Raw genomic sequence first — 23,284 nt, forward strand, 5'->3', positions numbered from 1 at the left:
GTCCTGAGCAATGAGTGAAATGAAGCATGTGACAGTTACGGCCTTAACAAAGTATATTAAACGAAAGTTTGATGTCGATCCCCACCTGAAGGATATTTGGGTGAAGGGTGAGCTTTCAAATGTTAAAATGCACAGCCGAGGCCATATGTATTTCACATTAAAGGATGAAGGAGCACGAATTGCAGCCGTTATGTTTGCAGGCCAAAATTCATCGCTTAAATTCAAGCCTGAAAATGGCATGAAAGTGCTGCTGCGCTGTGAAATTTCTGTTTATGAACCGAGCGGCAGCTATCAAATGTACGTGAAAGAAATGCAGCCTGACGGTATCGGAAGCCTGTACCTTGCATATGAGGAACTTAAAAAGAAGCTCGAACAAGAAGGGCTGTTTGATCAAAAGCATAAACAGCCGATTCCAAAATATCCTCAGGCAATAGGTGTCATTACTTCGCCTACAGGAGCTGCAATCCGGGATATATTGATTACAATCAAACGCCGCTATCCTTCAGCTAAAGTCATCATTATCCCTGCACTTGTGCAGGGAATCCATGCTGGCCCGTCTGTTGTTGGAGCGATTAAGCAGGCCAATGCATTGGGCTGTCTGGACGTGCTGATTATTGGCCGCGGCGGAGGGTCCATCGAAGAATTATGGGCATTTAATGAAGAAATGGTTGCTAGGGAAATATTCAATTCCGCCGTTCCGGTCATCTCAGCTGTAGGGCATGAAACGGATTATACAATTGCAGATTTTGTTGCAGATTTAAGGGCGCCTACTCCAACTGGAGCAGCAGAGCTTGCAGTGCCGCATTTTGCAGAACTTTTGGAGAGAACTTCTAATCGCCAAACACGTCTGCTGCGTGCAATGCAGGAAAAGATTTCTTCAAAAAAAGAGCAATTGGCTTATTATCAAAAGTCGTATGCCTTTAAATATCCGAAGCAGCTGTATCAGCAAAAGGAACAGCAGCTAGATCAATTAGTAGAAGCACTGCAAAAAGAAAGCCTCAGGTCCATTCAGCTGAAGAAGGACAAATATGATCAATTAAAAAATCGTTTATACCGTTTGCATCCCCGTGAACAAATCCACCGTGAAAAAGAGAAGCATCAGCAATTGATCAAGAAATTGACAAGGGATATGTCCGTTCTGCTGCGTCAAAAACAGGCGGAATTTCAGTCAATGGCCGCAAGCCTGAACGCGCTCAGTCCGCTGAAGATCATGGAGCGGGGATACAGCATTGCTTATCAGGATGAAGATCTTGTGAAAAGCATCTCACAAGTCAAAACGGGTGATGAACTTCACATTCAAATGCAGGACGGGCAGGTTATTTGCCAAGTTACAGGAGTGGAGGAGCGAAATGCTTATGAGTGAGAAAAAAGAAGCTACGTTTGAACAAGCCATGGAAGAGCTCGAACAAATAGTTGAAAAGCTTGAAGAGGGCGATGTGCCTCTTGAGAAAGCAATCGCTTATTTTCAGGACGGAATGAAGCTTTCAAAACTTTGCCATGATAAGCTGCAGGCGGTTGAAAAGCAAATGGACCAGATTCTCCGCGAAGACGGAGAACTTGCTCCTTTTGATTTGCAGGAGGAAGAGTGATGACGCTGTCTCTTGACATTTTTCTTTCTTCAAGAAAAGAGAAAATTGAGGAAGAGCTGCCTTTATACATCAGCAGGCTGGCTGCACCTCCTTCTATTAAAGAGGCAATGATCTATTCGCTTAGCGCGGGCGGCAAAAGAATTCGCCCTGCTTTAGTGTTAGCCGTGCTTCATGCTTTCGGAAAGAAGGAACAAATCGGAATCCCTGCTGCTTGCGCTGTGGAAATGATTCATACATATTCTCTTATTCATGATGATCTTCCCTCGATGGATGATGATGATTTAAGAAGAGGAAAGCCTACAAATCATAAAGTGTTCGGAGAAGCACTGGCCATTCTTGCGGGAGATGGTCTCCTTACGCACAGCTTTGGACTGATTGCTGATCAGGAGGACATTTCTGCAGAGAAGCGCCTTGCCCTGATCAGTGAATTAGTAAAAGCTGCAGGCGTTGAAGGTATGGTAGGTGGTCAGGTGGCAGACATGCAGGGAGAAGCGAAGAACCTGACCATCTCAGAGCTGGAGTATATTCATGAACATAAAACGGCAAAATTACTTGCTTTCAGTATTATCGCTGGAGCAATCTTAGCTGATGCCTCCCGCGTGGAAATCGCCCAGCTGCGTGAATTCGCTTATCATATCGGAATTGCCTTTCAAATTCAGGATGATATTTTAGATATTGAAGGCCAGCAGTTTAAAATTGGAAAACCTGTCGGATCGGATGAAACGAATCAAAAAACAACCTATCCGTCACTTCTTACTTTACAGGGTGCAAAACAGAAACTGGAAGACCATATTAGCCATGCAAAAGCGATTCTTGCAGAGATTAATATCCATTCAGGCTTGCTTGAAGAATTATGCGACTTAATTGCTTCAAGAGATCATTAAACCAAAAACGTGACAGCTGAATGTCACGTTTTTGATTTTATACGGTTTTTACAACCTCTATTCGATATCACCTTCTGCTCAATATCTCTTCAACCTGTTATAGCACACCATCAAATTGAGGTTTTTATGACGGTATGTTATACTTACACCATATTTTATACATATCAAGTCCATACAGAGCGGGATATCAGGATAAAAAAAGAATTTCATGAAATGCTGCAAATGTCGCCGTTATCACAGCTGTGTTAGCGGCTATTTTAAACACTAAAAGAACCATGTAGAAAATGAACTGAAAGTGAGTGATCCATTTGGATCTGTTATCCATTAAAGACCCTTCATTCCTTAAGAAGCTATCAAATAATGAACTAGAGCAATTGAGTGCCGAAATCCGCAAATTTTTAATTGAGAAGCTCTCTGTCAGCGGCGGACATATCGGACCTAATCTTGGTGTTGTTGAGCTGACAATTGCTTTGCATAAAATATTTGACAGTCCAAATGATAAATTCCTGTGGGATGTCGGGCATCAATCGTATGTTCATAAAATTTTGACTGGACGGGCATGCGAATTCGATACAATCAGGCAATATCAGGGTTTGTGCGGATTTCCTAAACGCAATGAAAGCGAACACGATGTTTGGGAAACAGGACACAGTTCTACTTCTTTATCTGCAGCAATGGGAATGGCCATTGCAAGAGATTTAAAGGGGACTAAAGATCATATCGTGCCGATTATCGGTGATGGCGCCTTAACAGGAGGGATGGCTCTCGAAGCGCTTAATCACATCGGACACGAACAAAAAGATATGATCATCATTTTGAATGATAATGAGATGTCTATCGCACCAAATGTAGGTGCTCTTCATAATGTGCTTGGAAAATTAAGAACCGCAGGAAAATATCAATGGGTTAAAGATGAGCTTGAGTATATTCTGAAGAAAATACCTGCTGTCGGCGGTAAGCTTGCAGCGACTGCCGAACGTGTAAAAGACAGCTTAAAATATATGCTGGTATCAGGCATCTTTTTTGAGGAGCTTGGAATTACATATCTCGGACCTGTAGATGGTCATAATTACGATGATCTTTTTGAGAATCTGCAATATGCTAAAAAAACAAAAGGACCTGTTCTTTTACATGTCATTACAAAAAAAGGCAAAGGATATCAGCCTGCTGAAACAGATAAAATTGGAACATGGCATGGAACTGGACCGTATAAGATTGAAACGGGCGATTTTGTAAAGGGTGAAACCGCAGGTCCTGCGTGGAGCAGCCTTGTCAGCGAGACCGTCAGAAGAATGGCGCGGGAAGACAATCGAATCGTTGCCATTACACCGGCTATGCCTGTCGGTTCAAAACTTGAAGGCTTTGCAAGCGAATTTCCTGACCGGATGTTTGATGTCGGAATTGCAGAACAGCATGCAACTACAGTGGCTGCGGGACTAGCCACACAGGATATGAAACCGTTTTTGGCCATCTATTCAACATTCCTTCAGCGTGCATACGATCAGGTCGTTCATGACATATGCCGTCAAAACCTCAATGTTTTCATCGGAATTGACCGATCAGGATTAGTTGGTGCTGATGGTGAAACACATCAGGGTGTTTTTGATATCGCGTTCTTGAGACATTTGCCGAACATGGTAGTCATGATGCCTAAAGATGAAAATGAAGGACAGCATCTAGTCTATACTGCATTAAAATATAATGATGGGCCAATCGCTCTCCGTTACCCTAGAGGAAATGGAATTGGCGTGAAAATGGATGACGTGCTGAAAGAAATCCCAATCGGAACATGGGAAGTAATCAGAGAGGGTACAGATGCAGTTATCCTGACTTTCGGCACAACGATTGAAATGGCTATGAAGGCTGCGGAAAGTCTTGCGAAAAAAGATATTTCAGTACGTGTGGTAAATGCAAGGTTTATCAAACCTCTAGATGAGGCAATGCTTTCAGAAATCTTTGCTGAAAAAATGCCGGTGCTTACAATTGAAGAGGCTGTTCTCCAAGGCGGATTCGGCAGTGCGGTGCTTGAATTTGCTCATGAGCAAGGCCATTCAGATGCCGTTATAGACCGAATGGGCATTCCTGACCGTTTCATTGAACACGGCAGCGTAAATAAACTGCTTGAAGAAATAGGATTAACGGCTGCCCACGCAGAGGAACGGATTTTAAGCATATCAAAAGCGAAAGAGAAAAGGGTTTAATGAATGAGTTCGAAAAAAGAAAGAATTGATATCCTCCTAGTTGAAAGAGGACTGATTGAAACGAGAGAAAAAGCGAAGCGTGCCATTATGGCAGGGCTCGTCTATGCAAACGAAGAAAGAGTTGAAAAACCTGGCGAAAAAGTAGATCCTGCTCTAAATCTTACGATCAAGGGGAATATGCTGCGATATGTAAGCCGCGGAGGTTTGAAACTTGAAAAAGCATTAAAAGAATTTGATCTTTCAGTTGAAAATAAAATTCTCCTCGACATAGGCTCTTCAACAGGGGGATTTACAGATTGCGCCCTGCAAAATGGAGCCAAGCTGTCCTATGCTCTAGATGTGGGCTATAATCAGCTTGCCTGGAAACTCCGTCAGGATGACCGTGTTGTTGTCATGGAACGGACGAATTTCAGATATTCCACGCCAGCCGATTTTTCAGAAGGATTGCCTGAAATTGCTTCGATAGATGTTTCATTTATTTCTCTGAAGTTAATTCTTCCGGCACTTAAAAAGATTCTGGTTGCCGGCGGTGACTGCATCGCTCTAGTTAAACCGCAGTTTGAAGCAGGCAGGGAGCTCGTGGGCAAGAAAGGGATTGTCAGAGAGCCTAAAACGCATAAAATGGTATTGGAATATATTACTGACTTTGCGTTAAAAGAAGGATATGACTGCTGCAACTTGTCTTTTTCTCCTATAACAGGAGGAGACGGCAATATCGAATTTCTGCTCCATCTGCGCTGGAAGGGAACGGATGAAGCAGGAAACATGAGCTTCCCTGATACAATCGACAGCGTGGTTGAAAAAGCCCACAATGAACTAAAAAGCAAAAAATCGGAACAGGAATAATAGAGCAGCTATTATTCCTGTTTGTTTTGATTAAAATAAGAACATACACTTCGACAAAAACGTGTACTTTTATTAAAATATCATATAACATATTCAGTATAAACATACAGTTAACAAGGGGTGCCTAATGAATAAAGGTCAAAGACACATAAAAATCCGCGAGCTGATTACTCATAATGAAGTTGAAACTCAGGATGAGTTAGTGGACATGCTTAAGGAAGCTGCCTTCAACGTGACACAGGCCACTGTTTCAAGAGATATTAAAGAGCTTCATTTAGTGAAAGTGCCTATGCTTGACGGCAGGTACAAATACAGCCTTCCTGCCGATCAGCGTTTTAATCCGCTGCAAAAGCTGAAGCGGGCTTTAATGGATGCCTTCGTGAAAATTGATTCAGCAGGGCATAACATCGTCATGAAAACGCTGCCTGGCAATGCTAATGCCATTGGTGCATTAATTGATAATTTAGATTGGAATGAAATTCTGGGTACTATATGCGGAGATGATACGATTCTCATCATTTGCCGTACGCCTGAGGATACTTCAATTATTTCGAAACGTTTTCTGGATATGCTGTAATAACGAAATATTTAAGGGGGGATCCGGCGCTGTGTTAGCGGAACTTTCAATAAAAAACTTTGCAATTATTGAATCATTGACGGTTTCCTTTGAGAAAGGGCTGACCGTCTTAACTGGAGAAACCGGAGCAGGTAAATCGATTATCATTGATGCCGTTCATTTGCTTGTCGGCGGAAGAGGCTCATCTGAATTTGTTCGTTACGGAGAGAAACGTGCTGAATTAGAGGGTCTTTTTTTACTTGATGATGAAAAACACCCCTGTATAGACAGATGCAATGATTTTGGAATCGATACGAGCGACGGCATGATTGTTTTAAGACGCGACATTTCATCTTCGGGAAAAAGTATCTGCCGTATTAACGGGAAGCTTGTCACCATAGGAATTCTTAGAGAAATCGGACAAATGATTATTGATATTCATGGACAGCATGACAATCAGGAGCTGATGAACGAGGAAAACCACTGGAAGCTTCTCGATCAGTTCGGCTCGGGGAAAATAAATCATGCACTTGCTTCTTACAGAGAAATTTACGATACATACGCAAAGCTTGTGAAAAAAATAAAACAGCTGTCTGAAAATGAACAGGAAATGGCCCATAGGCTTGACTTGATTCAGTTTCAGCTTGAAGAAATTGAAAAAGCGGATTTAAAAATCAAAGAAGATGAGAGGCTGATGGAAGAAAAAAGCCAAATATCCAACTTCGAAAAAATATTTGAATCGCTTCAAAACAGTTATAATTCATTGCACGGCGAGCAAAGAGGCCTCGATTATATTGGCCATTCCATGAGTCAATTAGAAGAGGTATCAGCAATAAATGAGTCGCTGAAAGAAATGTCCGAAACCATTTCAAACTGCTATTATATGCTTGAGGATTTATCTTTTCAGATTCGAAATGAACTGGATCAATTGGAATTCGATCCTGAGCGCTTGAATGAAATCGAAACAAGACTTGCGGAAATTACCCATCTTAAGAGAAAATACGGACAGGATGTAGAAGAAATCCTGGAATACGCAGCAGCCATTGAAGAAGAAATTGACACGATTCAAAACCGCGACAGTCATTTGTTCAAGCTGAAAAACGAGTTGGACAGCCTGGTGAAAGATCTGATCGTTGAAGCAAAAAATGTGACAGCCGTCCGGAAAAAAAGCGCCGCTGAGCTGACAAAGCAAATTCAGCGGGAGTTGAAAGAATTGTATATGGAAAAAACAAAATTTGAGGTTGTTTTTGGCGTAAGGGAAGGAAGCAAGGATGCGCCTCAGGTTGATGGTGTACCTGCTAAATTTGGAGAAAATGGCGTGGATGAAACGGAATTTTACTTATCGACCAATCCTGGCGAACCATTAAAACCGCTCTCTAAAATTGCTTCCGGCGGAGAGCTCTCAAGGATTATGCTTGCCATGAAAAGCATCTTTTCAAAGCACCAGGGTGTCACATCCATTATTTTTGATGAGGTGGACACAGGTGTAAGCGGACGGGTTGCACAGGCAATTGCCGAAAAAATCTACAAAGTTTCTGTCGGGTCACAGGTCCTTTGTATTACGCATCTTCCACAAGTTGCTGCGATGGCAGACACACACCTTTTCATATCAAAAGAAACGGTTAAAGGAAGAACCAAAACAAGCGTAAAACCGCTTCTGGAGGAAGAAAAAATAAAAGAGGTCGGCAGGATGATCGCCGGCGTTGAAGTAACCGATTTAACAAAACAGCACGCAAAAGAGCTGCTTGCTCTTGCTGATACGGTCAAGAGCTTATAAATACTGCCATCCCAGGCAGTATTTTTTTTGATTTTTCGCTTCAAATCAAGCATATAGCCGATTTATCATGGCCAACTATTCAAACCAGCTTCCTTATTTCTGAGTATTACCCGGGTTATACATCAAAACAGCAACATTTTCTTTTTATATCAGTTATAAATGCGCCTTCAGAAGGCAAAATTAATGAATGTAGCCGATGTATTGGTGTGGTGTCAGGAGCGAGGAGAGTGTGTATATTTGGGCTTTGATAAAATTAGAAAAATAATTGGTTGTATTCTCCTTGTTTCTTTAATGAGTTTAGGATTTGTAAAACCTGTTAAAGAATACATTCAATTGCCAAATTCTTTAACCGTATTTGAAAATCAGCAATTATCAATGGAAACATCTCTGCAGGCTGGTGCTAAAGCCGGCGATTCAGAACAGGTTTTTTCAATTAAGACCGGTGCTGAATCCCTTCAGATTGAAGGAAAGCAAAGCGGAGTTGGTGAAATAGTATTTGATTTAGCGGGAATTCCAATAAAAAAAGTCGATGTAAAAGTGCTTGAAGATTTTAAAATCATTCCAGGCGGTCAATCAATTGGTGTAAAGCTGAATACGCTTGGAGTTCTTGTTGTAGGTCATCATCAAATTAAAACAGCAGAAGGCAAAAAGTCGCCAGGTGAAATTGCAGGGGTTCAAGTTGGAGACATTATTAAGAAAATAAACGGCTCTACAGTAGAGAGTATGAGTGATGTAACGCCATTTATACAAGATGCTGGAAAAACAGGCAAACCGCTTGACTTAGTAATATCCAGAGAGAATCGAGAAATTGAAACAAAATTAGTTCCTTTGAAAGATGAAAATGAACGTGCTTACCGAATTGGTTTATATATACGTGATTCCGCAGCAGGAATAGGGACCATGACTTTTTATGATCCAGATTCAAAAAAATACGGCGCCCTTGGACATGTTATTTCTGATATGGATACGAAAAAGCCGATTGTCGTACAGGATGGGCAAGTCGTAAGATCAACAGTGACATCAATTGAAAAAGGAAGCAATGGAAATCCTGGCGAAAAGCTGGCAAGGTTTTCAAGCGATCGTCATGTAATCGGCAATATTACAAGGAACAGCCCGTTTGGAATCTTCGGGAAGCTTAATGAGGACATGGCAAATGGACTTTACGATAAGCCAATGCCAATCGCATTATCAAACGAAGTAAAAGAAGGTCCAGCTCACATTTTGACAGTGGTCGACCAGGACAAAGTTGAAGAATTTGATGTTGAAATCGTCAGTTCAACTCCTCAAAAATTTCCTGCGATAAAAGGGATGGTCATTAAAATTACCGACCCGGCGCTTTTAGCGAAATCAGGAGGTATTGTTCAGGGGATGAGCGGAAGTCCTATTATTCAAAATGGGAAAGTAATCGGGGCAGTCACGCATGTTTTCGTAAATGACCCAACTTCTGGTTATGGTGTTCATATTGAGTGGATGCTGAGTGAAGCGGGTATTGATATTTATCATAAAGATGCAAAAAAAGCGAGCTGATGAATTAGCTGTTGAGACAAGTTTCTTAACAGCTAATTTTTTTGGCTTTATTTATCGTCTAATTTTAGGTAAAATAGAAGTAAGAAGATTTTTCGACAAAACTGTTTAACTTTGGAAAAGATAAATAGCGTAACTCGTCGAAAACGTGAGCAAATTGAAGAATAATTTAGATATTTCATTTTTTTGGTATTATTTAAAAAAATAAGAGGAATTTTAGTTGCATTGTCGAAATTCTCATTTAGAATGATGTATAGAGATACTATCGATTTAGGCGGGAAATGAAGACTGAGGAGGAAGCTTAATTGAAGAAAATAAAAGTGTGTGTCGTTGATGATAATCGGGAGCTAGTGGGGCTTTTGGATGAATTTATTTCAAGTCAGGAAGACATGGAAGTGCTTGGTATTGCATACAACGGACAAGAGTGTCTGAATATGCTAAAGGATAAAGATCCAGATGTTTTGGTTCTGGACATTATCATGCCTCATCTGGACGGACTGGCTGTTTTAGAAAAAGTGAGAGAGATGGAAAAATCCAAACAGCCTAATGTCATCATGCTTACAGCTTTCGGGCAGGAAGACGTGACAAAGAAAGCAGTTGACCTTGGTGCATCTTATTTCATCTTAAAACCTTTTGATATGGAAAACCTGGTTAATCATATTCGTCAAGTAAGCGGAAAATCAGCAGCGCCGATTCTTTCAAGATCAAACTCCTCTCTCAGATCTCAGTCCGAAAACAAAGGAAGAAACCTTGATGCGAACATTACGAGCATCATTCATGAAATTGGCGTTCCTGCCCACATCAAAGGGTATTTATATTTAAGAGAAGCCATTTCAATGGTTTATAACGATATCGAATTGCTTGGATCCATTACTAAAGTGCTCTACCCTGATATCGCCAAAAAGTATAACACGACAGCAAGCCGTGTCGAGCGTGCGATCCGCCATGCAATTGAAGTAGCGTGGAGCCGCGGGAATATTGAATCAATTTCCTCATTATTCGGATATACAGTAAGCATGTCTAAAGCGAAACCGACGAATTCAGAATTCATCGCAATGGTAGCTGACAAATTGCGTTTAGAGCATAAAGCTTCTTGAGAGAGCTAGAATCTTAGAGGCTGGATCTTAAAAAAAGAACCCAATCAGGTGAAATTGGGTTCTTTGCTGTTTACTCTTCTTTGTCTTGTTTCTGCATTTCGGCAAGCTTAGCAAGAAGGATATGCTGAGGCATATGCATGATTTGTTCAATCGGCAAGTTTAGTTCCTCTGAAAGCTTTATCGCTGTTTCAGCGGATATTGGAAGTGGTCTCATAGCTCGTTTATGCTCCTTTCAAAATATTATGGAAACAGGTGATGCACATGACCAAAATATTTGGACACCGAGGTGCTGCAGGTACATGTCCTGAAAATACGATGCCTTCTTTTAAGGCGGCAATTGATTTTGGTGCCGATGGAATTGAACTTGATGTTCATCTTTCCAAGGACGGAGTTCCAGTTGTTATTCATGATGAAACGGTTGATCGAACAACGAATGGCAATGGTTTTGTGAAAGACTTAACTTTTGCCCAGCTTAAAACATTGGATGCATGCAGCCGCTTTCCTGAATACTCAGGAATAGCGTGTATCCCATCTCTTGAAGAAGTGCTATCATGGAGCGGAACTTCCAACTTTCTGGTGAATATCGAATTGAAAAATGATCGGATTCAATATGAAAACCTTGAAGAAAAAGTCATACAGCAGATTTTCACTCATACCATGCAAAATCGCGTCATTCTCTCATCCTTTAATCATGACAGTCTAATGAGATGCCGCAGTATCTCAACTGAACTGGAAACGGCAGCCCTTTTAAGCGAGAGGTTATTTGAACCATGGAATTATGCCAAAACACTTTCAGCCAGCGGAATTCATCCTATCCATTTTGCAGCTGATCAGCACGTGATTTTTCAATCTCAGGCTAATGGGATTCAGGTGCGCCCGTTTACAGTCAATGATGACGCAACAATGCGAATGCTTTTCAAATCAGAGTGCGCAGGATTTTTCACGGATTACCCCGAAAAGGCACTATTGCTAAAAAAAGAAATAATTTGATCCCGTTTATCTTAAACTAACGGGGTTCTTTTATTTTTCTGGAATTTTTTCTGCACTTTATTTCGTTTTCGGTCACGGTAAAAAATAAATCCTGCGACAAAACTTAATCCGCCTATAAATAAAAGCAGCCCGGCGGTAAATTGCAGCCCCAGGTTTGGAAAAGGAGCCTGGAGAATTCCAAAGAGCATATCACGCATTAATTTAATGCCGTAGCCGGCCAAAACTCCGGGAATCACCATGATTAATAAAGCGAATATTCGTATCATTTTTTTAGTCCTTTCCCCTTTGTCTGTTTAAATTGTTCAACGAAAAAAACAATTTGTCAAGTGAACAAAAAATGATATGATAAAACTGTGCAAAATTTTGCACGAATCATTCAAATACATATTTAACATATAAAAAACGGTAAGGGGTTATCATTATGCAAAAGGTCTTGCTGGTAGGTGCCGGAAAAGGCGGGACAACACTCCTCAAAATGCTGTTGGAAATAAAAGCGATGGAAATATTGGCAGTAGTGGACATTGATCCAGATGCGCCTGGCATGCAGCTTGCAAAAAAACTTGGAATTTTGACAAGTTCTGAATGGAAGCCGCTGCTGTCCGATCAGATCAATATTGTGATCGAGGCAACTGGAAGCAATGAGGTATTTGAGGACCTGCTGCAGTGCAGAAGCAGAAATACGGTGATTATCCCGGGGACTGTCGCTCATATTATTTCTAATTTAATCAATCAGAAAGAGAATTTAATTTCAGCTTTAAAAGATATTACACATAAGCATGAAACCATTTTTGATTCAACGAATGACGGCATGATTGTCATCGATGATAAAGAACGGCTGATTCTTTTCAATAAAACAGCAGAGCGGATGACAGGGTTAAAAAAGGGAGATGTGATTGGGCGTCTAATTGAAGAGATGATTCCTTCAAGCAAGCTTCCAAGAATTCTGAAAACAAAAGAAGTGGAAATGAATCAGGAACAGGTACTTGAAAATGGCCTTAAAATTATTACAACAAGAATCCCGATCTTTGATGACTCTGGAACATTGCTCGGTGCCCTTTCCTTGTTTAAAGATATTACCGATATTGTGAACCTTGCAGAAGAAATGACGAACTTAAAGGAAATTCAAACGCTTCTACAAGCCATCATTCAATCATCTGATGAGGCCATAACTGTAGTAGATGAAGAAGGAAGAGGGATTTTGATCAATCCCGCCTATTCTAGGATGACTGGTTTGACTGAAGAACAAGTGTTGGGCAAGCCTGCGACTGCTGATATATCTGAGGGTGAAAGCATGCATATGAAGGTTCTTGAAACGAGAAGACCTGTCAGAGGTGTGAGGATGAAAGTTGGCCCTGGCAAAAAAGACGTCATTGTAAACGTAGCTCCAATCATTGTAGATGGGAAACTAAAAGGAAGTGTGGGCATTATTCATGATGTGTCCGAGATCCAGACCTTAACGACAGAATTGCACAGAGCAAGGCAAATCATCAGAACACTAGAAGCGAAGTATGCCTTTGAAGATATTATCGGGGGAAGCGAAGAGATCAAGCTTGCAATTGAACAGGCAAAGCTTGGGGCTAAAACACCTGCGACTGTTCTTTTAAGAGGGGAATCTGGGACAGGAAAAGAATTATTCGCCCATGCGATCCATAATGCAAGCGACCGGAAGTACAACAAGTTTATCCGTGTGAATTGTGCGGCTATTTCAGAAACGCTGCTTGAAAGCGAGCTGTTCGGCTATGAAGAAGGGGCTTTTTCAGGAGCGAAAAGGGGCGGTAAAAGAGGTTTTTTTGAAGAAGCCAACAAAGGGAGCATTTTTCTTGATGAAATTGGCGAACTTTCGGCAAATGTACAGGCAAAATTGCTCCGTGTGCTGCAGGAAAAAGAAATTGTCCGCGTTGGTTCAACGAAATCCATTCCAATCAATGTAAGAGTCATCGCTGCAACAAATATAAATATTGAAAAAGCTATGGCAGACGGCACATTCCGTGAAGATTTGTATTATCGGTTAAATCGTTATCCTATTTCAATCCCGCCGCTCAGGAACCGGAAAAGTGATATTCCGATGCTTGCTGAGCACCTTATCAGAAAACTGAATCAGGACTATGGCAGAAGTATTGAAGGAATTGAAGAATCAGCTTTAGGCATGCTTGTAGCGCACAGCTGGCCTGGTAATGTCAGAGAGCTTGAGAATGTTCTTGGAAGAGCAATGATTTTTATGAAATACAATGAAACCGAAATTACTGCACACCATTTGCCGGAACTCGCACAGGATGATGATAAAAAGTCCGGGGCAATAGCCTATTCTATAGAAGGCAGCGGCAATCAGACTCTTGCAGAATCAATCGAACAGCTAGAAGAAGTTTTAATAAGAGAAGCATTGAACAAGCATCATTTTAATCGGACAAAAACCGCCCTTTCATTAGGTATTTCGCTTAGAAACCTGTATTATAAAATAGAAAAATACAATCTTGCAAAGTAATGCACGCAATAATTTGCACGGTATGAAATAAATTGCATGTTTTATATTCGATAAGATGAAGCGTTTACAAGGTTTTATGTTGGCACGCTTCTTGCATTATAATATAACGGGTGCTGTGAATACATCTTGAAGGGGTTGAAAACACAATGAACTTAGAAGACCTGCTAGAAAAAGCAGCCCAGCTTGAAAACAAAACAGTGGCAGTGGCCTCTGCCGAAGATCCAGAAGTGCTTGAAGCAGTTTTGGAAGCTTCAGAACGGGGACTTGCCGAATTTATTTTGTTCGGAAATAAAGAAGAAATTGAAATCATGCTTCAAGAAAGAAGTGCTGATGCTAAAAAGTTTTCAATAAAACATGCAAGATCTGTTGAACAAGCTTCAGAATTTGCTGTTAAAGCTGTCTTTCATAATGAAGCGGATGTATTAATGAAAGGAAATGTTCCTACAGCCGTCATTTTAAAGGCGGTTTTAAACAAGGAATATGGCCTTCGCACGGGCAAAATTCTATCACATGTAGCTGTTTTTGAAGTGCCAGGCTACGATAGATACACGATTGTAACGGATGCAGCGATGAATCTTGCACCAGATCTGGAGCAGAAAAAGCAGATTCTTGCAAATTCTGTCATGGTTGCAAGGAAAATTGGGATAGATGTTCCAAAAGTAGCGCCCCTTGCAGCTGTTGAAGTTATAAACCCTTCCATGCAGGCGACTCTCGATGCAGCTGCTCTCACCCAAATGAACAAAAGAGGGCAGATAAAAGATTGCATCGTTGATGGCCCGCTTGCACTTGATAATGCTGTTTCATATGAAGCTGCAGAGCATAAAGGCATCACCAGCGCTGTTGCAGGACAGGCTGATATTCTTTTAGTACCAACCATTGAAGTTGGCAATGTTTTATATAAATCGCTCATGTATTTTGCGAATGCAAAAGTAGGAGCCATCATTGCAGGTGCAAAAGCCCCGATTGTCTTAACCAGCCGTGCTGATTCAGCTGAAAGCAAGCTATACTCGCTGGCTTTGGCGATTTGTTCTAGTTAAGAGACAACCCGGAAATGAAAACGAAAAGAACTTTAGGAGGAATTACACATGGAAATTTTCAAATATATGGAACAATATGATTATGAGCAACTGGTATTTTGCCAAGATAAACAATCAGGGCTAAAAGCTATTATCGCTATTCATGATACAACTTTAGGACCTGCACTTGGCGGCACGCGCATGTGGACATACGCTTCAGAAGCAGATGCGATTGAAGATGCTCTTCGCTTAGCCAAGGGTATGACTTACAAAAATGCAGCTGCAGGATTAAATCTTGGCGGAGGGAAAACAGTTATCATCGGTGACCCGCGCAAAGATAAAAACGAAGAAATGTTCCGTGCTTTCGGCCGCTACATTCAAGGACTTAATGGCCGTTATATTACTGCTGAAGATGTCGGCACTACTGTTGAAGATATGGATTTGATCCACGAAGAAACAGATTATGTAACGGGTATTTCACCTGCATTCGGATCATCAGGAAACCCGTCTCCTGTAACGGCGTTCGGCGTATACCGCGGAATGAAAGCTGCTGCAAAAGCTGCGTTCGGCACAGATTCATTAGAAGGCAAGACTGTTGCAGTTCAAGGTGTCGGCAACGTTGCATTCAACCTTTGCAGACATTTGCACGAAGAAGGCGCACAGCTGATTGTGACGGATATTAATAAAGAAGCCGTTCAAAGAGCTGTTGAAGCTTTCGGAGCTAAAGCTGTAGATCCAGATGAAATTTACGGAGTGGACTGTGATATTTATGCACCGTGTGCACTTGGAGCTACTATCAATGACGATACCATCCCGCAGATCAAAGCTAAAGTCATTGCAGGTGCTGCAAATAACCAATTAAGAGAAACTCGTCATGGCGATACGATTCATGAAATGGGAATTGCTTATGCACCAGACTATGTCATTAATGCCGGCGGAGTAATTAACGTAGCTGATGAGCTGCTTGGCTACAACAGCGAAAGAGCGATGAAAAAAGTAGAAGGCATTTATCAAAATATTGAACGTGTATTTGAAATTGCAAAACGCGACGGCATCCCTACATATGCGGCAGCTGATCGTTTAGCGGAAGAGCGCATTGAAAGAATGAGAAATTCCCGCAGCCAGTTTCTGCAAAATGGACATCACATTTTAAGCCGCCGCTGATAGGCAATTTTTTGAGAAGAGTTAAGCAGGCAGCGTGTCGATGCGCTGTCTGATCTCTCTCATATTTGGAGGTTTTGGAAGTTGCAAGAAAAAGAATATCGGATTCTCGTCATAAACCCCGGTTCGACCTCGACGAAAATTGGTGTATTTGATAATGAACGATCGATTTTTGAAAAAACAATCCGTCATGATACAGATAAAATAAATGCTTTTAACAGCATTATTGATCAATATGAATTCAGAAAACAAACAATACTTGAAACGCTGGATGAAGAAGGGATTAACATCTCTAAATTAAGCGCGGTATGCGGAAGAGGCGGACTGCTTCGTCCGATAGAGGGCGGAACATACCATGTAAATGAACAAATGCTGCACGATCTCCGCATCGGTTTTGCAGGACAGCACGCTTCAAATTTGGGAGGCATCATCGCATTTGAAATAGCCGGCGGGCTGAACATACCTTCTTTCATTGTGGATCCGGTAGTTGTAGATGAAATGGAAACGATTGCAAAAGTATCCGGTGTTCCATCCATCGAACGAAAGAGTATTTTTCATGCCTTAAACCAAAAATCCGTTGCGAGGAAAGTTGCTCAGCAGTACGGCAAAAAATACAGTGAAATGAACCTGATTGTGGCTCATATGGGCGGCGGGATTACAGTCGGCGTACACAGGCTTGGAAAAGTAATTGATGTGAACAACGGACTCCATGGAGATGGACCATTCAGTCCTGAACGGGCAGGGACTGTACCTGCAGGTGACCTGGTGAATCTCTGTTATTCCGGTGATTATTATCGTGAGGAAGTTATGAAAATGCTTGTTGGAAAAGGCGGGCTGGTCGGGTATCTTGGCACCAATGACGGCCAGAAGGTTGAACGCATGATTTCTGCAGGTGATCAAAAGGCTAAACTTGTATTTGATGCCATGGCCTATCAAATCGGCAAAGAAATCGGTGCAGCAAGCGCCGTGTTAAAAGGCAAAGTAGATGCAATCATTCTAACAGGCGGTCTTGCCTACGGGAAAAAATTCGTAAAAGAAATTTCTTCCTACATTGACTGGATCGCAGATGTGAATGTCTTTCCGGGTGAAAATGAACTTCAGGCATTAACAGAAGGGGCTCTCCGCGTTCTCCGGGGGGAAGAAGAAGCCAAGGAATATCCGAATAAAAGAGTGGATTCTAAGATCTACAACCAGGTTTAAAAGAGAGGAGCATCAGTATGGCAACAGATTATGATCTCGTCATTGTAGGCGGCGGAACAGGCGGTTATGTAGCCGCAATTCGCGCAAGCCAGCTCGGTTTAAAAACAGCGATTGTTGAAAAAGGAAAACTAGGAGGCACTTGTCTTCATGCCGGATGTATTCCAAGCAAAGCGTTGCTTAGAAGTGCGGAAGTGTTTGCTACAGCGAAAAGAAGCGAAGAGTTTGGCGTTATTACATCAGGTGTTGAACTTGATTTCACGAAGGTCCAAGAGCGCAAACAATCGATTATTGATACCCTGCATAAAGGCGTTCAGCATTTAATGAAGCAGGGGAAAATCGATGTTTATGAAGGGACTGGCCGCATTTTGGGTCCATCTATTTTCTCTCCAATGCCCGGAACCATTTCTGTTGAAATGAATAACGGCGAAGAGAATGAAATGCTGATTCCTAAAAATGTGATTGTCTCTACAGGATCAAGACCGCGCAGTCTGCCCGGCCTTGAAATTGACGGTGAATCTGTTTTAACGTCAGATGAAGCACTTGCACTTGAATCGCTGCCTAAATCAATTATTATAGTTGGCGGAGGAGTAATTGGAATAGAGTGGGCATCCATGCTGTCTGATTTTGGACTTGAGGTAACTGTACTTGAGTACGCAGACCGCATCCTTCCAACTGAAGATGCTGAAATATCCAAAGAAATGCAGCGCTTGCTTAAGAAAAAAGGCATTAACCTTGTAACAGGGGCTAAAGTGCTGTCTGAAACCCTTGAAAAAGGAGAAGCTGTTTCTATCAGTGCTGAGCATAAAGGTGAAGTAAAGACATTCTCTGCTGAAAAAATTCTTGTATCTGTCGGACGTCAGGCAAATGTTGAGGGCATCGGGATTGAAAATACAGATATTCAGCTTGAAAATGGCTTTATTAAAACCAATCAATTTATGCAGACGAAAGAATCGCATATCTATGCGATTGGCGATGTTATAGGCGGACTTCAGCTTGCGCATGTGGCTTCACATGAGGGCATTACAGCAGTTGAGCATATAGCGGGACATACTCCTTCTGCAATTGATTATAAGAAAGTTTCCAGATGTGTATACAGCACACCTGAAATTGCAAGTGTCGGCTATACAGAAGATGAAGCAAAAGAAGCGGGATTTGAAGTGAAAACAGGTAAGTTCTCATTCCGTGCGATCGGCAAAGCGCTTGTTTTTGGGGAATCCGACGGGTTTGTCAAATTAATTGCCGATGCTAAAACCGATGATCTCCTTGGTGTTCATATGATTGGACCGCATGTAACGGATATGATTTCTGAAGCAGGGCTTGCAATGGTGCTTGATGCAACACCGTGGGAAATTGGACAAACCATTCATCCTCATCCAACTCTGTCTGAAGCAATAGGTGAAGCGGCCCTTGCAGTTGATGGGAAAGCAATCCATTCTTAAAGGGAGGATATCCCTTACATACTGATTTTTAAGGAGGCAAAATGATGGCTGAAAATCGTCATAAAATACTTGGTTTATCTGATCAAGAAGTTCTTGAAATGTATGAAACAATGGTCATGGCGCGCAAAATCGATGAACGCATGTGGCTGCTCAACCGTTCAGGGAAAATTCCATTCGTGATTTCGTGTCAGGGACAGGAAGCGGCTCAGGTTGGTGCTGCATTTGCACTTGACCGCAAAAAAGACTATGCCCTTCCATATTACCGTGATATGGGTGTCGTGCTTGCGTTTGGCATGACTGCAAAGCAATTGATGCTTTCCGGATTTGCAAAAGCAGAAGATCCAAATTCAGGAGGCCGTCAAATGCCCGGTCACTTTGGCCAAAAAGAAAATCGCATTGTTACAGGCTCTTCACCTGTAACAACCCAAGTGCCGCATGCAGTTGGAATTGCTCTTGCGGGCAAAATGGAGAAAAAGGATCTTGTCACGTTTGTCACGTTCGGGGAAGGCTCTTCAAACCAGGGAGATTTCCATGAAGGCGCAAATTTTGCAGGAGTACATAAGCTGCCGGTTATTTTTATGTGTGAAAATAATAAATATGCAATCAGCGTTCCGTATGAAAAGCAAGTAGCATGCGAGAAAATCTCAGACCGTGCGATTGGCTATGGAATGCCTGGCTTTACAGTGGATGGAAATGATCCGCTTGAAGTGTATCAGGCAGTAAAAGAAGCTGCAGACAGAGGCCGTCGCGGAGAGGGGCCTACACTTATAGAAGCAATCTCATACCGTCTGACTCCTCATTCAAGTGATGACGATGATCGTTCATATCGCGGGCAGGAAGAAGTCTCAGAAGCTAAGAAAAATGATCCAATCTTAAAGTTTGCCGCTTATTTAAAAGAAACTGGCGTCATGACGGATGAGTTGGAAAAAGAAATTCATGACGGAATCATGAAGGTTGTAAACGAAGCAACAGATTACGCTGAAAGTGCTCCATATGCAGATGCAGAGTCAGCACTTAAATACGTATACGCAGAGTAAGGGGGAAGAACAATGCCAGTCATTTCTTATATAGATGCTGTCACGATGGCGATTCGTGAAGAGATGGAACGTGATCCAAAAGTTTTCGTGCTTGGTGAAGATGTAGGCAAAAAAGGCGGAGTTTTTAAAGCGACAGCCGGATTGTACGACAAGTTTGGAGAAGAGCGCGTCATTGATACTCCGCTTGCAGAATCAGCGATTGCAGGTGTGGGAATTGGCGCAGCCATGTACGGAATGAGACCAATTGCAGAGATGCAATTTGCGGACTTTATCATGCCTGCAGTCAATCAAATCGTTTCAGAGGCCGCCAAAATCCGCTATCGTTCAAACAATGATTGGAATTGCCCGATTACGATCCGTGCTCCTTATGGCGGAGGCGTACATGGCGCTCTCTATCACTCACAATCGGTCGAAGCTTTATTTGCCAATCAGCCTGGTCTTAAAATTGTGATGCCTTCAACTCCTTATGATGTAAAAGGACTCTTAAAGGCTGCAATTAGAGACGATGATCCAGTTCTGTTTTTTGAGCATAAAAGAGCTTACCGCCTCATCAAGGGCGAGGTTCCAGCTGATGATTATGTACTGCCGATCGGAAAAGCCGATGTTAAGCGTGAAGGTGAAGATCTTACAATCATCACTTACGGCCTGTGCGTGCATTTTGCACTGCAAGCTGCAGAAAAGCTTGCGCAGGATGGCATTTCAGCGCATATTCTTGATTTGCGGACGGTATATCCGCTGGATAAAGAAGCAATTATTGAAGCCGCTTCTAAAACAGGAAAAGTGCTGCTGCTGACAGAAGACAACAAAGAAGGAAGCATCATGAGTGAAGTGTCAGCCATCATCGCTGAAAACTGCCTATTTGATTTGGATGCACCAATCATGCGTCTTGCAGGGCCTGATGTGCCGGCAATGCCATATGCTCCGACAATGGAAAAATATTTTATGATCAATCCAGATAAAGTAGAAGCGGCTATGCGGAAGCTTGCTGAATTTTAAATAAGATTTTCATTTGAGGAGGGAACAGACATGGCAGTTGAACAGATGACAATGCCCCAGCTTGGGGAAAGTGTAACGGAAGGAACCATTAGCAAATGGCTGGTATCAGTCGGTGATACTGTAAACAAATACGATCCGATTGCTGAGGTTATGACAGATAAAGTAAATGCAGAAGTTCCATCTTCCTTTACGGGCGTAATCAAGGAATTGGTTGCAGATGAAGGCGATACGCTTGCTGTCGGCGAAATTATTTGCAAAGTCGACGTCGGCGGAGGAAGCGAAGATGCTAAAGCGGCAAACGCACCAGTTTCATCGGCTTCAGAGGAAACACAAAAAGCAGAACCTGCTCAGCAATCAGACCAATCAAACAAGAAACGATATTCTCCTGCTGTCCTGCGCTTAGCACAGGAAAACGACATCGATCTTGAACAGGTTGCAGGTACAGGCGCCGGCGGCAGAATTACAAGAAAAGACCTGCAGCAAATCATTGAGAGCGGAAATATCCCTTCATCATCGGACAAAGGCATTGCGCCTGCACAAGAATCACCAGCTAAAGCAGATGTTCAGCAAAACGCACCAGCAGCTGCACCGCAGAAAACTGCACAATCAGCTCCTGCTGCATCTGTTTCTGCACAGCCGGGAGATATTGAAATTCCTGTTACCGGCATCCGCAAAGCGATTGCTTCTAACATGCTGCGAAGCAAGCATGAGGCACCTCATGCCTGGACGATGATTGAAGTGGATGCAACCAATCTGGTTGAATACCGCAATACAATCAAGAATGAATTCAAGCAAAAAGAAGGATTTAACATTACATTCTTTGCGTTTTTCGTCAAAGCTGTCGCCCAAGCATTAAAAGAATTCCCGCAGATCAATTCAATGTGGGCGGGCGAGAGCATTATCCAGAAGAAAGACATCAATATCTCAATTGCGGTTGCAACTGAATATGCTTTGTATGTTCCCGTGATTAAACATGCTGATGAAAAAACAATTAAAGGCATAGCCCGTGAAATTTCTGAACTTGCAGGCAAGGTCCGTGCAGGGAAGTTAACGGCAGATGAAATGAAAGGCGGGACCTTTACAGTAAACAATACAGGTTCATTTGGATCTGTACAGTCTATGGGGATCATCAACTACCCGCAGGCTGCCATTCTTCAGGTGGAATCCATCGTAAAACGTCCTGTTGTGATGAACAACGGCATGATCGCGGTGCGCGATATGGTGAATCTATGCATGTCTCTTGATCATCGTGTGCTTGACGGTTTAGTGTGCGGCAGATTCCTGGCAAGAGTAAAAGAAATTTTAGAGAATACGTCAAAAGAAACGACTTCTGTATATTAATAGTAAAAAGCCATCACTTCTTATCATGTGATGGCTTTTTTCTTATATTTGATCCTTAGGTACAAGCATTTGAAAATGGTTATGTAAAATCGTGATGGTTTCGGGTGTTTTTGAATAAACCTCACCGTCTGTATCGACGCTCATTTCTTCTTTTGTTTCAATTTGCATGCTGCTTGCCTGATAGTGCATCAGCTGAGAATCGATATGATTCCACTCAATGTTGTCTTTCATTGTCATCACTTCTTTAATAAGTGAAAAACTGGCTTCTTTAATGATGAAAATATCTGCAAGGCCGTCATCGATTTTAATATCTGGATGCGGCAGCATATTTGTGCCGATGATTTTGCCATTGGCAATCAGCACCATGATTGCTTCTTCTTCAATCCAGGTGTCATCAAGCTTCAGTCTGAAGTGAAAAGGCTTCATGGATTTAATCGTTCGAAACGCGCTTAGAAAATAGCTGACTTTTCCAAGCAGTGCTTTTTCGGTGTCATTAATATTTTCAGATGTTTCCGCAACAAGGCCAATGCCCCAAAAATTGAGGAAGTATCCTCCGCTCGTTTCTGCAGCGTCTGTTCCGCGAATTTCACCTGCAAATAATGCTTCAGTGGCTTTCTTTAAATTTTGCGGAATGCCGAGTGTGCGTGAAAAGTCGTTGCATGTGCCGCCGGGCAAAATGGCGATAACCGGTCTTTGATTCAGTCCGCCAAGTCCATTTATACATTCATGTACGGTGCCATCTCCGCCCAGTATAATTACGATATCCATGTTTTCGCCGTGAGCCCTGCAGTATTCCTGTGCATCCAGAGGCTTTGATGTTTGAAGCAGCAAGAGCTGTTCCACATGCAGGGAAATAACCGGAACACAGATTCCAAGTGTTTTTTCAGCATCCTTCTGACCGGCATTTCCATTATAGATCAGCATGCCTTTTTTATATTTCGCCATAAAAAAACCCCTTATGAGCTTGCAGAATAGGTTTAAAAATTTAATAAATTGATTAAAGACCTTATAGTGTAAATCAGAATTCTAAACGGAAGAAGGAAAAGATATTCAATCAAGCCAATACACTCAAGTAAAGTATCGACTATCCAATTCTCCCGTTTTTTGCGTTTCTTTTTTTCTCCGAATTTTCTCTTCATCTTTAAATT

The 23,284-nt window shown here is 42.0% G+C and carries 21 protein-coding genes; 18 read left to right on the forward strand and 3 right to left on the reverse strand.

The window, feature by feature from the left end; all coding sequences use genetic code 11:
* The first annotated feature begins 10 nt into the window (after nt 1–10).
* From xseA to spo0A, 9 genes are all read left to right on the forward strand, one after another.
* Nucleotides 11–1,363 (forward strand): exodeoxyribonuclease VII large subunit, encoded by a 1,353-nt coding sequence (xseA, locus tag E2R53_RS01910; RefSeq protein WP_133310151.1) that lies wholly within the window; start codon nt 11–13, stop codon nt 1,361–1,363.
* Entirely contained in the window at nt 1,356–1,589 is a 234-nt protein-coding gene (locus E2R53_RS01915; RefSeq protein ID WP_133310152.1) for an exodeoxyribonuclease VII small subunit, read from the forward strand. The genes xseA and E2R53_RS01915 overlap by 8 nt, the downstream gene beginning before the upstream one ends.
* Complete coding sequence (locus tag E2R53_RS01920) at nt 1,589–2,473, forward strand: polyprenyl synthetase family protein (protein ID WP_133310153.1); 885 nt, start codon at nt 1,589–1,591, stop codon at nt 2,471–2,473. Before E2R53_RS01915 ends, E2R53_RS01920 begins: the two co-directional genes overlap by 1 nt.
* 308 nt (nt 2,474–2,781) lie before the next feature.
* Nucleotides 2,782–4,674: a 1-deoxy-D-xylulose-5-phosphate synthase gene (dxs, locus tag E2R53_RS01925; RefSeq protein WP_133310154.1), complete on the forward strand. Its 1,893-nt coding sequence runs from the start codon at nt 2,782–2,784 to the stop codon at nt 4,672–4,674.
* Between the two features lie 3 nt (nt 4,675–4,677).
* Nucleotides 4,678–5,520 carry a TlyA family RNA methyltransferase gene (locus tag E2R53_RS01930; RefSeq protein WP_133310155.1) on the forward strand — a complete coding sequence of 281 codons (843 nt, stop codon included), beginning with the start codon at nt 4,678–4,680 and terminating at the stop codon, nt 5,518–5,520.
* A gap of 127 nt (nt 5,521–5,647) precedes the next feature.
* Nucleotides 5,648–6,097 carry a transcriptional regulator AhrC/ArgR gene (gene ahrC / locus E2R53_RS01935; RefSeq protein WP_133310156.1) on the forward strand — a complete coding sequence of 150 codons (450 nt, stop codon included), beginning with the start codon at nt 5,648–5,650 and terminating at the stop codon, nt 6,095–6,097.
* 31 nt (nt 6,098–6,128) lie between these two features.
* Nucleotides 6,129–7,853, forward strand: coding sequence for a DNA repair protein RecN (gene recN / locus E2R53_RS01940; protein WP_133310157.1), 1,725 nt, complete (start codon nt 6,129–6,131; stop codon nt 7,851–7,853).
* Nucleotides 7,854–8,090: 237 nt separating this feature from the next.
* The gene (gene spoIVB / locus E2R53_RS01945) at nt 8,091–9,380 is read left to right on the forward strand and encodes a SpoIVB peptidase (protein ID WP_165970855.1); all 1,290 of its coding nucleotides are present in this window, start codon (nt 8,091–8,093) and stop codon (nt 9,378–9,380) included.
* Between the two features lie 302 nt (nt 9,381–9,682).
* Complete coding sequence (gene spo0A / locus E2R53_RS01950) at nt 9,683–10,474, forward strand: sporulation transcription factor Spo0A (protein WP_070876669.1); 792 nt, start codon at nt 9,683–9,685, stop codon at nt 10,472–10,474.
* 70 nt (nt 10,475–10,544) lie between these two features.
* Here the strand turns inward: spo0A and E2R53_RS01955 are convergent, their stop codons facing one another.
* Nucleotides 10,545–10,688 (reverse strand): YycC family protein, encoded by a 144-nt coding sequence (locus E2R53_RS01955; protein ID WP_133310159.1) that lies wholly within the window; start codon nt 10,686–10,688, stop codon nt 10,545–10,547.
* 47 nt (nt 10,689–10,735) lie between these two features.
* Here E2R53_RS01955 and E2R53_RS01960 point away from each other — a divergent pair, with 47 nt between their 5' ends.
* Nucleotides 10,736–11,464: a glycerophosphodiester phosphodiesterase gene (locus tag E2R53_RS01960; RefSeq protein ID WP_133310160.1), complete on the forward strand. Its 729-nt coding sequence runs from the start codon at nt 10,736–10,738 to the stop codon at nt 11,462–11,464.
* An 11-nt stretch (nt 11,465–11,475) separates the two neighbouring features.
* Here the strand turns inward: E2R53_RS01960 and E2R53_RS01965 are convergent, their stop codons facing one another.
* Entirely contained in the window at nt 11,476–11,730 is a 255-nt protein-coding gene (locus E2R53_RS01965; RefSeq protein WP_070876672.1) for a DUF2627 domain-containing protein, read from the reverse strand.
* A gap of 155 nt (nt 11,731–11,885) precedes the next feature.
* Between E2R53_RS01965 and E2R53_RS01970 the strand changes: the two genes are divergently transcribed.
* The 8 genes from E2R53_RS01970 to E2R53_RS02005 all read left to right on the forward strand — a co-directional run bounded on the left by E2R53_RS01970 (nt 11,886) and on the right by E2R53_RS02005 (nt 22,136).
* The gene (locus tag E2R53_RS01970; RefSeq protein WP_133310161.1) at nt 11,886–13,946 is read left to right on the forward strand and encodes a sigma 54-interacting transcriptional regulator; all 2,061 of its coding nucleotides are present in this window, start codon (nt 11,886–11,888) and stop codon (nt 13,944–13,946) included.
* Between the two features lie 146 nt (nt 13,947–14,092).
* On the forward strand, nt 14,093–14,983 hold the full coding sequence (gene yqiS, locus E2R53_RS01975; protein ID WP_133310162.1) for a phosphate butyryltransferase: 891 nt from the start codon (nt 14,093–14,095) through the stop codon (nt 14,981–14,983).
* A gap of 48 nt (nt 14,984–15,031) precedes the next feature.
* A complete protein-coding gene (gene bcd / locus E2R53_RS01980; protein WP_070876675.1) occupies nt 15,032–16,126 on the forward strand; it encodes a branched-chain amino acid dehydrogenase in 1,095 nt (364 codons plus the stop codon).
* Nucleotides 16,127–16,207: 81 nt separating this feature from the next.
* Entirely contained in the window at nt 16,208–17,323 is a 1,116-nt protein-coding gene (buk, locus tag E2R53_RS01985) for a butyrate kinase (RefSeq protein WP_133310163.1), read from the forward strand.
* A gap of 17 nt (nt 17,324–17,340) precedes the next feature.
* Complete coding sequence (lpdA, locus tag E2R53_RS01990) at nt 17,341–18,762, forward strand: dihydrolipoyl dehydrogenase (RefSeq protein WP_133310164.1); 1,422 nt, start codon at nt 17,341–17,343, stop codon at nt 18,760–18,762.
* Between the two features lie 44 nt (nt 18,763–18,806).
* Nucleotides 18,807–19,799: a thiamine pyrophosphate-dependent dehydrogenase E1 component subunit alpha gene (locus E2R53_RS01995; protein WP_133311115.1), complete on the forward strand. Its 993-nt coding sequence runs from the start codon at nt 18,807–18,809 to the stop codon at nt 19,797–19,799.
* Between the two features lie 12 nt (nt 19,800–19,811).
* A complete protein-coding gene (locus E2R53_RS02000) occupies nt 19,812–20,795 on the forward strand; it encodes an alpha-ketoacid dehydrogenase subunit beta (protein ID WP_133310165.1) in 984 nt (327 codons plus the stop codon).
* A gap of 30 nt (nt 20,796–20,825) precedes the next feature.
* Nucleotides 20,826–22,136, forward strand: a complete 1,311-nt coding sequence (locus E2R53_RS02005; RefSeq protein ID WP_133310166.1) for a dihydrolipoamide acetyltransferase family protein — start codon at nt 20,826–20,828, stop codon at nt 22,134–22,136.
* Between the two features lie 42 nt (nt 22,137–22,178).
* Here E2R53_RS02005 and E2R53_RS02010 read toward each other — a convergent pair whose 3' ends face one another.
* Complete coding sequence (locus E2R53_RS02010) at nt 22,179–23,081, reverse strand: diacylglycerol/lipid kinase family protein (protein ID WP_133310167.1); 903 nt, start codon at nt 23,079–23,081, stop codon at nt 22,179–22,181.
* Nucleotides 23,082–23,284 lie beyond the last annotated feature (203 nt).

The organism is Peribacillus frigoritolerans, assembly GCF_004358755.1.
GTDB lineage: Bacteria > Bacillota > Bacilli > Bacillales > Bacillaceae > Bacillus_P.